The organism is Sorangium sp. So ce1335, from assembly GCF_051521615.1.
Classification (GTDB): Bacteria; Myxococcota_A; Polyangia; order Polyangiales; family Polyangiaceae; genus Sorangium.
Genome location: NZ_CP150363.1, coordinates 8,844,095 through 8,857,277 on the forward strand (window position 1 = coordinate 8,844,095; position 13,183 = coordinate 8,857,277).

The following is a 13,183-nucleotide window of genomic DNA, read 5'->3' on the forward strand; positions in this document are numbered from 1 at the left end:
GGAGGCTACTTCGGGTGCCCGGGGCGGGCCCAATTCGTGGCGGTCACGGGCTCCCGAGGAGCGGCTCGCCCTCGTCGCCGAGCGGCCTCAGCGCGATCACGCGCGTCGTCGGCGGGATCTCCGGGTGCGACGGGTCCTCGCGGATGAAGACGACGTCGGAGTCGCGGATCCTGTCGACGCGCCAGTTCACGGCCACGTCGACGCCGGTGGGGCCGCCCGCGTGCACGATCTCGGCCTTGCCGACGAAGTCGCCCACCTTGACCACCCACCCGAGCCCCGTCGGATCGGTGAGCAGCGCGCGGGCCGGCGCGCGCGACACGACGCCGACGAGCTTGAGCTCGTCGAGCGCGAAGCGATCCACGAGCACCTGCCGCTGGATCGTCACCCGCCCCCGGGCCTGCGTCGCGAAGAGCGACTCGAAGCTCCGGAACGGGTCGCGGCTCCTGTCGCTCTCGGAGAAGTCGGCCTCCTGGAACTCGCGGAGCGGCAGCGGCGGCATCTCGGGCGCGCCGGCGTCCGCGGCCGCCGACGCGCCGGCCGCGGGGGTGCGCCGCGGCGAGGCGGTGGCCGCCGGGGCGGCCGTGCCGCGGAGCTGGGCGGAGGTGACGACCTGCTCGTCCTCGCACCCCGCGAGCGCGAGCGCGAAGGCCGTGGTCGCCCCGAGGGCGAGCGCGCATGCGCGGACGCCGCTCACCGGACACCTCCGCCCCGCCGCTTCACGCCGCTCGTCGCGGTCTCCCCCTGGCGCACGGCGCGGAACGCGGTGGCGAGGCACTCGACCTGGACCTCCACGTCGGTCCCCACGACCTTCGGCTCCTTGATCTGGACCTCCTCGAGGTTGATGATGCGGTCGAGTTGCCCCACGCCGTGGAAGAACTTCGCCACCTGGTGGAACTTGCCGGTGAGCGTCAGCTTCATCGGCACCTTGGCGAAGAACTCCTGCGGGACCTCCTCGGTGGGGCTCCACGACGTCAGGTTGACGCCGGAGACGGTCGCGACGCCCTGGATCGCGGAGAGGAAGGCCGGCGTCTCGGACTCGTCCGGGAGGATCTTCTTCTGCTCGCGGCTCAGCTGCTCGCGCCGGGTCTTCTCGTCGAGGTCCTTCTGGTAGGCGGCCTTCGACGCCTGCGCCTTGGTGAGCTCGGCCTGGAGCACCTGCTGCTTCTGGACGGCGCCCTCGATCTGGGAGTCCACGTCGGCGTAGAAGCCGACGAAGTACAGGATGCCGACGAGCGCCGCGAAGAGCGCGCCGACGCCGACCTTGGCGAGCGGCGGCAGCCGGTCGAGCGCCGATCCGGCCTGCGCGGGGTTGGGCTTCGTGGCCATCAGTACCTCACCTTGAGCTGGAGCGCGAACGAGACGAGCTCGAGCCGCGACGCCTTCTCGTTCTCCTTCTTCCCCGGCAAGAGCTGCACGTCGTAGAAGTACGACGACAGCTTCAGCCGCTGGGCGAGCTCGTAGACGTCGGTGCCGTCGCGCGCGAGCCCCTCGATGCGCACCGTGCGCTCGGACTCGACGTAGCTCGAGAGCCAGAGCCGCCGGCTGTCCCACGACGGGTTGTAGACGGCGAGCGGGTTCTCCTTGCGGAGCTGCGCGAGCTTGTCCGGGTCGGCGGTCGGCCCCTTGCCGTTCGTGAGGAGCTGCGCGAGCTCGAGCAGCACCGCGGTCGGCCCGCTGCGCGCCGCCTGGAGCTTCGCGATCGCGTCCTCGCGCGCGCGGAGCACCTCGAGCGACTTCTTGATCTCCTCGTGGTTCGCGACGAGCGTGCGGATGTCCTGGATCTGGCTCTGGAACACCGTGTTCTTCCGCGACTGCTCCTCGAGCTCCTCGACCTTCGTCTGGTGGAAGAGGAAGAGCGCGACGATCTCGAGGATCACGACGCCGAGCGTGATGAGGAGCCAGCGCTGGCTCGCCTGGGGCGCGGCCCCGTGGGCGCGGCCCCGCTGCGGCAGCAGGTTGACGCGGATCACGAGCGCTTCTCCCGGTCCTTGCGCATCGCGAGCCCGAGCGAGACGCAGAACTGCGCCGCCCGGAGCCGGAGCAGCTCCTGGTTCACTTCCTTGGCTTCCACGGTGATGCGCTCCATCGGCTGGATCAGCTCGACGGCCACCCGGGCGCGCCGCCCGATCGCGGCCGGCAGCGCCGGCAGGTTCGACGAGCCGCCGGTCAGGTAGATGCGGTGCATGTCGCCCTCACCGCTCGTGGCCAGGAAGAAGTCGAGCGAGCGCTGGATCTCGCCGGCGATGGAGTCGCACACCTGCTCGATCGTCTCGATGACCTGGGCGGGCACGCCGCCCGGGCCCGAGGTGACGCTGGCGCACTTGAACTCCTCGGCCTGCTCGAAGCTGATGCCGAGCTTGCGCTGGATCTGCTCGGTGATGTAGTTGCCGCCGTTGCCGATGTCGCGCGTGAACGCGCTCGCGCCGCGCGAGACGATGTTGATCGACGCGAGGCTCGCGCCGACGTTGATGATCGCGAACGTCTGGTCCGGCGGGATGCCGCGGTTCACCTCGAACAGGTTCTGCACGGTGAACGCGTCGATGTCGACGACGATGGGCTTGAGCTTCGCGGTCCTGGCGATCTGGGTGTAGTCGTTGATCTCGTCGCGCTTCGCGGCGACGAGCAAGAGGTCCATCTGCCCGGCCTCGGGGCGGCGGCGCAGCACCTCGTAGTCGACGTGCACGTCCTTGATGTCGAACGGGATGTGCTGCTCGGCCTCCCACTGGATCTGCTCGTCGAGCTCCGCGGCCGTCATGAGCGGCACCGTGATCTTGCGGATGATGACCGCCTGGCCGCTGATGCTGAGCGCGATCTCGCGCTGGCGGATCTTGGCCTCGGAGAACGCCCGGCCGAGCGCCTCGACGATGGCCTGCGCGTTCATCACGTGGCCGTCGACGATCGCCTGCGGGGCGAGCGGCGCGTAGCCGAGCCGCACGAGGCCGTAGCCTTTGCGGCCTTCCTTGATCTGAGCGACCTTGATCGCGCTCGATCCGATGTCGACCCCGATCAAGTTCTTGCCTTCCGACATCCCGTCCGTCCTGGTCCGCTCCCGCCACGATGAAGAAAGGAGAGCCCGGGCCGCGTTGCCCGGCGCTCGCGCGCCCATCCCCTCTGGTAGCTGATGGCTTCTGGTCGCTTCCGGCGAAGCTTCGCACCACCGCCGATCGCGGGGCAAAAAACCGCTTTACGCTTGCCCCTCGCCCGCCTATCGAACCTCGATACGCGGTGCGGGCGCCCCCGGGATCGCCGGCCGGCGCGCGCCAGCCCAGGGTAGCACCGTCCGGGGCTCGGTCGTCGGGCACGGATGACGTCAGGTCAGAGTCCCCTCATGCATCCGGAGTTCTCCCGTTTCTGCGGTCCCCGCGGCCTCCACGCTGGCGCCGCGATGGAGCCCCGTCGCCGGCCTTCGCGGCTTCGGTCCACGCTCGCCGCCCTCGCCGCGGCCTTCGCCCTGATCGCCGCGCCCGCCGCGGCGGTCGCCGAGGACGGCGAGCACACCGTCTACGCCGGCCAGACGCTCGGCAAGATCGCGAAGCGGTACCGGATCACGGTGGACGCGCTCCGCGAGGCGAACGGGCTCAAGCCTGGCCAGAAGATCCACCCGGGCCTCGTCCTCGTCATCCCCGAGCGGGGAAAGCCCGGCGCGCGGTCCGCGCCGGCCCGGGCAGCCGCGCGGCGCGACGGACCGGAGCGGAGCCGCGGCGCGAGCGCCAAGGAGCGGCCCGCCGAGGCCCGCTCGTCCGGCAAGGGCCCGGCGAAGCGGGACGTGAAGGCCGACAAGGCGACGCCGCCGGGCAAGCGCTACGCGCAGCGGCCCAAGCGCCCCGGATGGGTCCGCCTGGTGCGCGGGACCGAGCGGCTGGAGCTCCGGCTCCTCTCGCCCAAGGGGCGCCTCGTCCCCAAGGCCCTCCCCAAGCTCAGCCGCCTGATGCGCGCCTCGCCGACCGCGCAGATCCCCATCGACCCTCGCCTCGCCACGCTCCTCGGCATGGTGAGCGACCACTTCGGCGGCAGGACGATCCGCATCGTGAGCGGTTATCGCCCCTACTCTCCCACCCAGTACACCCCGCACTCCAACCACAACTTCGGTCGCGCCGTCGACTTCATGGTCGAGGGCGTGCCCAACACCGTGGTCCGCGATTTCTGCCGAGGGTTTCGCAACGCCGGCGTGGGATATTATCCCAACTCGACGTTCGTTCACCTGGACGTCAGATCAGATAAGGTCTACTGGGTGGATTACTCGAGGCCTGGAGAGCCGCCGCGTTACGCGGGTGCGAGGGGCTCTGTCGGCGCCGACGAGGCGGCGCGGGATGTCCCCCTCTCGGCGGAAGAAGAGGTGTATGGGTCAGGCGAGCCCCGCGCCACTCCACCGCAACCCATGAATACTACAGGGACAAACCTGGATGCGGGGCGCAGCGTCGGGGACACACAGAAGAGCCTGGGTTCAGGAGCACCCACCCCGGCCACCGCGGCTTCACCGGCGGGACGGTGAACAGCTCAGCTCGCTGGCTACTCTCCACACACTGAACATCCGCACCAGACACAATTGCACGGCTCCAGCTTGCACGCTGCGAGAGTTGTGGCACCAATCCACCTCACGTGCAGCAATCGACCCGACTGCAGCGGGAGGGGTATCCTCCTCTCAGGTCACTCCACCCGTGCTGTGACGGGGAAGAGTTTGTCCAGCCGGTCATCATGGGCACGGCGTGCCCGGTCGACACGTGTGACGACGCGCTGGACGATGCGCTGAACCCTGCGTTGCCTGCGTTGCCTGCGTTGCCTGCGTTGATCGATGCGCCCCGGTCTCTCGACCGCGGCGCGCTCGATGCGGCGCCGGGCCTCGCGGTCGAGGCGCCCGGCGCGGCGCACGATGCATGGGAACCGGCGGAGATCGCGTCAAGCTGCGACTTGTGGGAAAGCGCGGAGGCGGCGTCCTCCTGCGCGGTCGAGGAGGCGTGGGCGTCGGCGGCGCCGGAGGTGGGCGCGGGCGGCCCGCCGTGCTGTACCGGGGCGGCCTGCGCGGGCGGGCCGCGCGACAGCGAGGCGCCGTGCGCGCCGCTCCGGCCCGAGGTGCTGAAGGGGTACTTCCCGCTCGTCCGCAAGCTGGTGCGCCAGGTGTCCCGGCACCTGCCGCCCAACGTCCAGCGCGACGACCTGCTCAGCGCGGGGATGCTCGGGCTCGTCGACTCGCTCCGCAAGAACGGCGGGAGCGACGGCGAGACGTTCGCCGGCTACGCGAAGCTGCGGATCCGCGGCGCGATCGTCGATGAGCTCCGCGCGCAGGACTGGCTGTCGCGGCGGGCGCGCGAGGCGGTCGAGGCGGCCGGCGCCGCCGGCGCGTCCTGCGGGGCGACGGTCTTCGTCAGCCTGAGCGAGGTGACGCCCACCGAGGAGTCGGCGCACATGGCCGGCGGCGACGACCCGATCGAGGCGATCTCGGCGCAGGCGACCCGGCGGGCGCTGGCCTTCGCCATCGCGCAGCTCCCCGAGCGGGAGCGGCGCGTGATCGGCATGTACTACTTCGAGGGGGCGAAGCTGAAGGACATCGGCGCGGAGCTCGGGGTCGGCGAGCCGCGCGTGTCGCAGCTCCACACGCGCGCGCTCGGGCGGCTGCGCGGCATGCTGTCGCACGCCTGAACGACGCGTCGGCCCGCCCCACCACGGAGCGACGCGGGGGCCCGCCACGGAACGCCGTGGCGTCGCCCCTCGGCTGAACGGCGCGGCGGCCCGCCCCCGGACCGCCGCCGCTCAGGGGGGCGCGTCGCGCGTGAGCCGGCGCGCGCGGCCGGGCATCGCGAGGCCGACAGCGAGGAGCGCCGTCTCGTCGTAAGCCTGCTGCAGGGCGGGGTCGCCCGAGGCCCGGTGCACGAACGCGTTGCGGTGCGCGCCGCGATCGAGCGCGACGACGCGGGCGCAGCCGAGGTCGAGCAGCGCCTCGGTCGTCGCCTCGTCGCTGTCGAACGTCGTCGTCGCCACGAGGAGCGTGCCGTCCTCGAGCACGCAGGCGGCGCCGCGCCGCCGCATGGTGCCGATCTCGCGCGCCTCCGGCCGCAGCCGGCCGTCGTCGGCGGTGAGCGGCAGCTCGGTCGCGTCCATGTCCGGCGCGAGCTCGACGCCGCCGGCCGGGCGGATCTCGACGCGGCCGCCGCGAACGAGCAGCAGGCCGCCCTCGCCCCGGAAGCGGAGGCCGACCGTGCCGCCCACGGCGAGACCGCGCGGGCCGCGCCGTCGGCCGGTGCCGACGCCGATCGCCGCCAGCACGCGCTGCCGCTCGTCCTCCGGCACCCCGGCGGCGAGCTTCGGCGCGGTCTTCGGCGAGATCTCGCGCGAGCCGGCGCGGAGGCGGAACAGGAACCGATCCGGCGCGAAGGCGTGCACGCGGACCTGCGCGCCGAGGTGCGCGGAGGTGACGGCGTAGACGGCCGGGCTCCACGCAGGGGGCGGCTGCGCGCCGCCGTCCGGGGCCCAGGCCACGCGCTCGCCCGGGAGCGACAGATCGGGCGGTGGCGGGCCGTCCGCCGACCGCGACGCGAAGTAGAGGAAGGGGCCCGGGGAGGCGGCGGCGACGTGCGCCGGCGGCGCGATCGACATCGCGGGGTCGAGGCGCTCGGCGGTCAGGCGGCCGTCCTGCTGGGCGCTCAGGAAGGAGACGCCGAGCGCGTCCGGCGCCCTGCCCAGCGAGACGCCGGCGACGCACCCGGCGCGCGCGAGCGCCGCCTTCAGGGCGGCCGCGTCGAGGGCGCTGCCCCACGCGTGGACGACGAAGCCGCGGTCGGTCACGCACAGCGCCGCGCGCTCGACGACGAGCGCGTCGCCGTCGCCGGGCGAGAGCGCCGGCTCGCGCGGGGCGCTCGCCGCGGGGGCGAGGGCCAGCGCGGGGAGCGGGGCCGCGGCGCTCCCCGCCTCGAAGAGCGACGGGCCCTGCCAGAGCGCCCACGGAAAGCGCCTCGGCCCCTCGCTGCGGAGCGCACCAGGGCCCACGGACGCGGGGCGCTGCCACAGCGCCCAGGGCACGCGCTGGAGGTCGGCGTCGGACGGCCACGCGCCGATGTACGGCCGGCCCGAGGCGTCGACCCCGAGCGTCGCCGCGCCGTCGCGCGGGGGGACGAGCGCGCGGCCGTCGACGACCATGCCGAGCGCCTCCGCCTCCGCCGCTCCCGCAGGGCGCGCGCCCGGATGGCGCGGGCCGGCGCCGGCGCCGAGGCCGATGGCCCCGCGGAGCGTCGCCGCGTCGGGGAGCTTCCCGGTGCCGCGCGGGCCGACGGTCGGCCGGGGCGCCTCGAAGCCGGCCTGCAGGGTGAACTTGATGTGCCGCGTGTCGATGGCGAGCAGGTGGACGCGCATCTCCCGCCGCTCCGGGTCGGGACGGACGGTCGTGGCGGCGAACGGGCTCGCGGGGCGCTGCGGATCGCCCTCGATCCCGGGGAGCACGCGCGGGAGCGACGGCGCCACGAGCGTCCAGGCCCCCTCCCCCGGGAGCGGGGGATCGACCGCCGGCAGCACCGGCGGCGGCGGCCAGAGCGAGGGCCACCCCTCCGGGGCGGGCTCCGGGGACGCCGCGCCGTGGGTCAGGTACGCGGCGGCGGGCTCGGCGCGGAGCCCCGACATCGCGCGGTCCGCGGCGAGCGCGAGCCGCTCGACCGCGGCGGCGGCCCCCGGACCGAGCAGGCGCCCGGCCGAAGGCCCGGCGAGCTCGACGAACGAGGGCACCGGGCGCGGGACGCGGTGCGCGTGGGCGCCGAACGGATCGCGGCCGCCCGTCTCGATCTCGCCGGTGCTGGCGCTCAGCGCCGCGGGCACCGCCTCGGGCCCGAGCGCCATCACGAGGGCCTCGTCGGCGAGGTCGAGCCGCGCCGACGGAGGCGGGTCGTCGAACCAGATCTCGGTGCGCGACGCGCCGTCCGCGCTGCCGGTCTCGATCCAGCCGTCGATCGCGGCGCGGAGCCGCTCGCCGAGGGGCCGCGTCGCCGCGTCGCCACCGAGATCGAGCAGCGTGATCCCCTGGACGGCGCCGAAGGCCGAGGTCGTCACCGCGACGCGGCGGCCGCGGGCCACGAGGTCGCGGTCGTCGCCGAGGGGCGTCTCGGTCAGGTTGCGGACGCCGCCGAGGCTCACCGGCCGGCCGGAGCGCGTGAGCCGCACGCGCGCGCGGTACAGGTCGGCGGCGCCGCGCCCCTCCGGCGGGGGCGCCGCCTGCGCCGCGCCGTCCGCCGCGCGCGGGACGCCCAGGAACAGCACCCGGCGGCCCAGCAGCGCGTCGGAGAGGAACCCGCCGCGCTCCTCCCAGACGAAGTCGTCCGGGCTGACCGTCCCGCCGATCGCCTCCCCGAGCATCCCGGCGATCGCGTCCGTGGTCCGGGCGGGCGGCGGCGGCGTGGCGAGCCGCGCGGCGGCGCCGAGCACGGCGACGCCGAGCGCGATCGGGAGCCGGCCGCGGAGGTGATCGGCCCATCTGGAGAGCGATCGGTCGGTCATCCCTGCGCGAGCGCGCTCCCTCCTCCGATCGAACCGGGCTGGGCCGCCGCGCCGCGCGGGCGGATCCCGAGGAGCTGGCGCGCGCGATCCGGGTCGACGACCTCGCGGCCGATGCCCCGCGCGAAGGCGGCGGCGCGCGCGACGAGCGGCGCGCTCCCCTCCGCGAGCACGCCCTTGTCCAGGTAGATGTTGTCCTCCAGCCCGACCCGGGCGTGCCCGCCGAGCCGCATGGCGAGCTCGGTCATGGGGCGCTGGTGGCGGCCGACGGCGGCCACCCCCCAGGTGGCGCCTTGCGGGATCTGGCTGATCATGAAACGGAGCACGTCCTCTCGCGCCGCGATGCCGCCGGGCACCCCCAGCACGAACTGGAAGTGCAGCGGCTCCTCCAGGAGCCCCTCGGCGAACAGGCCGAGCGCCTCGTGGATATGGCCGACCTCATAGCACTCGAGCTCAGGAACGCTCCCCGCCTCGCGGATGCGCGCCGCCATGTCCCGGATGAGCGGCCGGGTGTTGTCGAAGATCCCGTCGCCGAAGTTGAGCGTGCCGCAGTTCAGGGTGGCCATCTCGGGCCTGCAGAGCAGCGGCTGGGCGCGCTCGTCGACGCCCATCCCGACGGCGCCCCCTGTCGACGTCTGGATGACGACGTCCGTCTTCTCCTGGATGGCCGCGATCGCCTCGTCGAACAGCGCCCGCGACTGGCTCGGCGACCCGTCCGGGTTGCGGACGTGCAGGTGGATCACCGCCGCGCCCGCGTCGCGGCAGCGCGCCGCCTCGTCGGCGAGCTCGCGCGCCGTGACGGGCAGGTGCGGCGTCTGCGCGCGGGTCGTCTCGGCGCCGACGATCGCCGCCGTCAGGATGAGGGCGCTGTTCGGCGGCGTGACGATGACCCGGGGCGGCGGCGTGATGATCGGCCGCGGCTCCGGGAGCTGCGCGTGCTCCGGGGGCGGCGCGGACAGCGCCGGCAGGACGAGGCGCGGCCGGCGCTGAAGCTCCTTCGGGACGACGCAGGTCCCGATCGCCCGGCAGACGATGACCGGCTCGGCGAGCGCGTCCGCCGCCGAGGGCGCCACCCCGGGCTCGCGGACGCTGGCGACCACCTTGCGCGCCTCGAACGCCATCGCGCGCGAGGTGGTCCCGACCTTGGTGACCACCCCGGTCGCCTCGATGAAGTCGCCTGCTCGGACCGGGGCGAGGAACTCGACCGCCTCGTACGCACGGAAGAGACCCTCGTCGCCGTCCAGGCGGATGAGGAGCTCGGTGGCGACGTCGCCGAAGAGCGCGAGAATACGCGCGCCGTCACACAGCTCCCCCGCGTAATGTGCGTCGTGCGCGCCCATCCTGACGCGCAGCGTGACCGTGAGACCAACCCCAGTGCTCATGGGCGTGAAGACTCAACAGTCGACAGTCGGTAGTCAACAAGGGAAACTCCCCCCGCCGATGAACCTCGTAGAAGCCAGAAATCTCCCGCGCCACGTCGGAATCATCATGGATGGCAACGGCCGCTGGGCCGAGCTGCGCGGCGAGCCGCGCGAGGCCGGCCACAAGGCCGGCAGCGCCGCCGTGCGGCGGATCGTGCGCGTCTGCCGGAGGCTCGGCGTCGAGGCGCTGACCCTGTACGCCTTCAGCGAGCAGAACTGGGCGCGCCCCCGCAACGAGGTCGACGCGCTCATGGGGCTCCTGCGGGAGTTCCTGATGAGCGAGCGCGGCGAGATCCTGGAGAACGACATCCGCCTGGTCGCCATCGGCGACATCAGCCGGCTGCCCGAGGTCGTGCGCGACGTGCTCGACCCGCTGCGGAAGGCGTCCGCCACGAACATGAAGATGACGCTGGCGCTTGCGCTCTCCTACGGCGCGCGCGAGGAGATCGCCGCCGCGGCGCGCGAGCTCGCGATGGAGGCGGTCGCCGGCCGGCTCGATCCGGAGGCGATCGACGGCGCGCTGCTCGCGGCGCGGCTGCCGAGCCTGAGCGTGGGCGAGCCGGATCTCATCATCCGCACCGGCGGCGAGCAGCGGCTCTCGAACTTCCTTCTCTACGGCGCCGCGTACGCCGAGCTGTCGTTCACCGACCGGCTGTGGCCGGACTTCACCGAGGACGACCTCTTCGCGGCGATCGCGACCTACCAGCAGCGCATCGGCGCCGTCGAGCCGCAGCGCGACGACGCCGCCGGGCCAGGGCGCGGCGCGGAGGGGGGCGGCGGCGGCGGGGGCGAGCCCGGGCGCGCGCACGGCGCGCGCGACGCCGGCCGGCCGTGGCGCGCGCGCGAGCTCGCGCCCCACAGCGGCTCACGGACGGGGGTCTGACCCTTGGCAGCTTCCAACCTCGCGATGCGGTTCATGACCGCGATCGTCGCCGCGCCCCTGCTCCTCTCGCTTCTCTACCTCGGCCCCGCCTGGGGGTGGGCGGCGCTCGTCGCTGTCGCCGCCGCCATCGGCGCGCTCGAGCTCTTCGCGATGACGCACGCGGACGACCGCGTCGCGCGGTTCGTCGGGGTCGCGCTCACCCTCGGCGTCACCTTCGTGCTCTGGCGCTACACGAGCTCGCCGGGCGCGCTCCTCGCGCTGATCTTCCTGCTCCCGTTCGTCGCGATGCTCGTCACGCTGATGCGGCTCGGGGAGATGCGCACCGCGGCCCTGCGCGTGCTGGCGATGACGTTCGGCCCGCTCTACGTGGGCGGCGGGCTCGGCGCGCTGGCGCTGCTCCGGCGCGACGCCGGCGCCGACGGCCCCTCCTTCGTGGTGCTCGCGCTCCTGCTGTCGTGGTTCTCCGACACGGGCGCCTACTTCGCCGGCCGCTTCCTCGGCCGGCACAAGCTCTACGAGGCGGTGAGCCCCAAGAAGACCGTGGAGGGCGCCCTCGGCGGCCTGGCCTTCGCGGTGCTCGGCGCGCTGCTGGCGCACTTCTGGTTCCTGCGCTCGCTGCCGCTCGTCGACGCGCTCGCGCTCGCGATCGTCGCGGGCGGCCTCGGTCAGGCCGGGGACCTCGGGGAGTCGCTGTTCAAGCGCTCCTTCGGGATCAAGGACTCTGGCGGGATCGTGCCGGGCCACGGCGGCATCCTCGACCGGGTCGACGCGCTGCTCGTCACCGGGACGATCACGTACCTGTACGTGCTGTGGGCGAGGACGTGAACACCCCCCGCGCGGCGCTGCTGCCGCCTCGGCGGCGCGCGCCCGCGCCGCGGGGCCTCGCCCTCCCCGATGCGGTCTCGCCGCCGTAACGCGGCGCCGCATCGCGCAGTCCCGGCCTGACGCGGCGCCCCGAGCCTCCGCACACCCCATAACGCGCCGCATGAAAGCCCCCTGACATTGAACCGGGCGCCGGCGCGCACTAGAAAGTTACAGAGCCATGGAAGATCAACTCAGTGCCAAGCCCACGACGTCGGTGAGCACCGCGCCTGCACCGATCCAGAAACCCAAGTACGAGTTCTTCAAAGTCGTCCAGGGTTATCTCGACGAGGCTGCCCGTCTGATCGAGCTGCCGGGTTACATCACGACGATCCTCAGCCAGCCCAAGAACGAGATCATCGTCAATTTCCCGGTGCGGATGGATGACGGCAGCATCCGGCTCTTCAAGGGCTACCGGATCCAGCACAACAACCTCCTCGGGCCGTTCAAGGGGGGCGTCCGTTACCACGAGTCGGTGTCGCTCGACGATATCAAGGCCCTGGCCGCGATGATGACGTGGAAGTGCGCGCTCATGAACCTGCCGCTCGGCGGCGGCAAGGGAGGCATCAAGTTCAACCCGAACGAGGTGTCGCGCGCCGAGCTCCAGCGGATCACGCGCCGCTTCTTCCATGCGCTCGGCTCGAACATCGGCCCGGAGACGGACATCCCGGCGCCCGACGTCGGCACGGACGCGAAGACGATGGCGTGGGCCATGGACACGTACATGAACACCGTCGGCCAGCTCTTCAAGCAGGCGGTGAAGGGCGTCGTGACGGGCAAGCCGGTGGCGTCCGGCGGCACGTACGGCCGCGAGAAGGCCACGGGGCAAGGGGTCGTCCACTGCATCACCGAGTGGGCGGAGGACAACGACGTGAACCTCGGCGGCGCGACGCTGCTCGTGCAGGGGTTCGGCAACGTCGGCTCGAACACGGCCGTGCTCCTGTCGAAGCTCGGCGCCTCGACGGTCGCGGTCGGCGACCACACCGGGTATCTCTACAACCCGGAGGGGTTCAATCCGCACAAGCTGCAGGATTACGTGAGGAAGCACCGCTCGATCGCGGGGTATCCGGCGGGCAAGTCGATAAGCCGCGAGGAGTTCTTCCGGCTCAAGGCGGACATCTTCATCCCGGCGGCCCTGGAGAACCAGGTCGGCGTGGAGGAGGCGAGCTCGCTCCAGGTGCGGCTCGTGGCCGAGGGCGCGAACGGGCCGTGCACGCCGGAGGGGGAGAAGGTGCTCCTGGAGCGCGGGATCGACATCCTGCCCGACGTCCTCGCCAACTCGGGCGGCGTGACGGTGAGCTACTACGAGTGGGTGCAGAACAAGCGCTCCGAGACGTGGACGCTCGAGGAGGTCGACGCCCGGCTCGAGAAGGCGATGAAGCGGGCCTACCGCGAGGTGGCCGAGATGGCGCGGCAGAAGAAGTGCACGCTGCGGCTCGCGGCGTACGCGGTGGCGCTTCAGCGGCTCGCGGCGGTGTACGGGGAGCGGGAGATCTTCCCCTGATCTCCGTCGCTGCGCCTGGAGCTCGGTGACGAGCGGGAGGTG

General features: G+C 73.1%; 11 protein-coding genes. 5 read left to right on the plus strand and 6 right to left on the minus strand.

The window, feature by feature from the left end:
* Positions 1-43 precede the first annotated feature (43 nt).
* The 4 genes from WMF24_RS32710 to pilM are packed head-to-tail and all read right to left on the minus strand — an operon-like array spanning position 44 to position 3,028.
* The gene (locus tag WMF24_RS32710) at positions 44-694 is read right to left on the minus strand and encodes a pilus assembly protein PilP (RefSeq protein WP_437731351.1); all 651 of its coding nucleotides are present in this window, start codon (positions 692-694) and stop codon (positions 44-46) included.
* Positions 691-1,326, minus strand: coding sequence for a type 4a pilus biogenesis protein PilO (locus WMF24_RS32715; RefSeq protein ID WP_437731352.1), 636 nt, complete (start codon positions 1,324-1,326; stop codon positions 691-693). The genes WMF24_RS32710 and WMF24_RS32715 overlap by 4 nt, the downstream gene beginning before the upstream one ends.
* Complete coding sequence (locus tag WMF24_RS32720; RefSeq protein ID WP_437731353.1) at positions 1,326-1,970, minus strand: PilN domain-containing protein; 645 nt, start codon at positions 1,968-1,970, stop codon at positions 1,326-1,328. Before WMF24_RS32720 ends, WMF24_RS32715 begins: the two co-directional genes overlap by 1 nt.
* Positions 1,967-3,028: a type IV pilus assembly protein PilM gene (gene pilM / locus WMF24_RS32725; protein ID WP_437731354.1), complete on the minus strand. Its 1,062-nt coding sequence runs from the start codon at positions 3,026-3,028 to the stop codon at positions 1,967-1,969. The genes WMF24_RS32720 and pilM overlap by 4 nt, the downstream gene beginning before the upstream one ends.
* A 300-nt stretch (positions 3,029-3,328) precedes the next feature.
* On the opposite strand from pilM, the gene WMF24_RS32730 reads away from it, so the two are divergent.
* Positions 3,329-4,492: a DUF882 domain-containing protein gene (locus WMF24_RS32730; RefSeq protein WP_437731355.1), complete on the plus strand. Its 1,164-nt coding sequence runs from the start codon at positions 3,329-3,331 to the stop codon at positions 4,490-4,492.
* A 416-nt stretch (positions 4,493-4,908) separates the two neighbouring features.
* Positions 4,909-5,637, plus strand: a complete 729-nt coding sequence (locus tag WMF24_RS32735; protein ID WP_437731356.1) for a sigma-70 family RNA polymerase sigma factor — start codon at positions 4,909-4,911, stop codon at positions 5,635-5,637.
* 111 nt (positions 5,638-5,748) lie between these two features.
* Here the strand turns inward: WMF24_RS32735 and WMF24_RS32740 are convergent, their stop codons facing one another.
* Both WMF24_RS32740 and WMF24_RS32745 read right to left on the minus strand, forming a co-directional pair.
* Positions 5,749-8,475, minus strand: a complete 2,727-nt coding sequence (locus WMF24_RS32740; protein ID WP_437731357.1) for a hypothetical protein — start codon at positions 8,473-8,475, stop codon at positions 5,749-5,751.
* Positions 8,472-9,854, minus strand: a complete 1,383-nt coding sequence (locus WMF24_RS32745) for a 3-keto-5-aminohexanoate cleavage protein (RefSeq protein ID WP_437731358.1) — start codon at positions 9,852-9,854, stop codon at positions 8,472-8,474. Before WMF24_RS32745 ends, WMF24_RS32740 begins: the two co-directional genes overlap by 4 nt.
* 58 nt (positions 9,855-9,912) lie before the next feature.
* Between WMF24_RS32745 and uppS the strand changes: the two genes are divergently transcribed.
* The 3 genes from uppS (at position 9,913) to WMF24_RS32760 (ending at position 13,141) form a co-directional block, all read left to right on the plus strand.
* Positions 9,913-10,776, plus strand: coding sequence for a polyprenyl diphosphate synthase (gene uppS, locus WMF24_RS32750; RefSeq protein ID WP_437731359.1), 864 nt, complete (start codon positions 9,913-9,915; stop codon positions 10,774-10,776).
* Positions 10,777-10,779: 3 nt separating this feature from the next.
* The gene (locus WMF24_RS32755; protein ID WP_437731360.1) at positions 10,780-11,601 is read left to right on the plus strand and encodes a phosphatidate cytidylyltransferase; all 822 of its coding nucleotides are present in this window, start codon (positions 10,780-10,782) and stop codon (positions 11,599-11,601) included.
* A gap of 217 nt (positions 11,602-11,818) precedes the next feature.
* Positions 11,819-13,141, plus strand: coding sequence for a Glu/Leu/Phe/Val family dehydrogenase (locus tag WMF24_RS32760; RefSeq protein WP_437731361.1), 1,323 nt, complete (start codon positions 11,819-11,821; stop codon positions 13,139-13,141).
* Positions 13,142-13,183: the final 42 nt, after the last annotated feature.

Bases quoted from the DNA above. Each gene is read 5' to 3' on its own strand.
- uppS (WP_437731359.1), top strand. From the start codon at position 9,913: ATGAACCTCGTAGAAGCCAGAAATCTCCCGCGCCACGTCGGAATCATC.
- WMF24_RS32730 (WP_437731355.1), top strand. From the start codon at position 3,329: ATGCATCCGGAGTTCTCCCGTTTCTGCGGTCCCCGCGGCCTCCACGCT.
- WMF24_RS32740 (WP_437731357.1), bottom strand. From the start codon at position 8,475: ATGACCGACCGATCGCTCTCCAGATGGGCCGATCACCTCCGCGGCCGG.
- WMF24_RS32760 (WP_437731361.1), top strand. From the start codon at position 11,819: ATGGAAGATCAACTCAGTGCCAAGCCCACGACGTCGGTGAGCACCGCG.
- WMF24_RS32715 (WP_437731352.1), bottom strand. From the start codon at position 1,326: ATGGCCACGAAGCCCAACCCCGCGCAGGCCGGATCGGCGCTCGACCGG.
- pilM (WP_437731354.1), bottom strand. From the start codon at position 3,028: ATGTCGGAAGGCAAGAACTTGATCGGGGTCGACATCGGATCGAGCGCG.
- WMF24_RS32745 (WP_437731358.1), bottom strand. From the start codon at position 9,854: ATGAGCACTGGGGTTGGTCTCACGGTCACGCTGCGCGTCAGGATGGGC.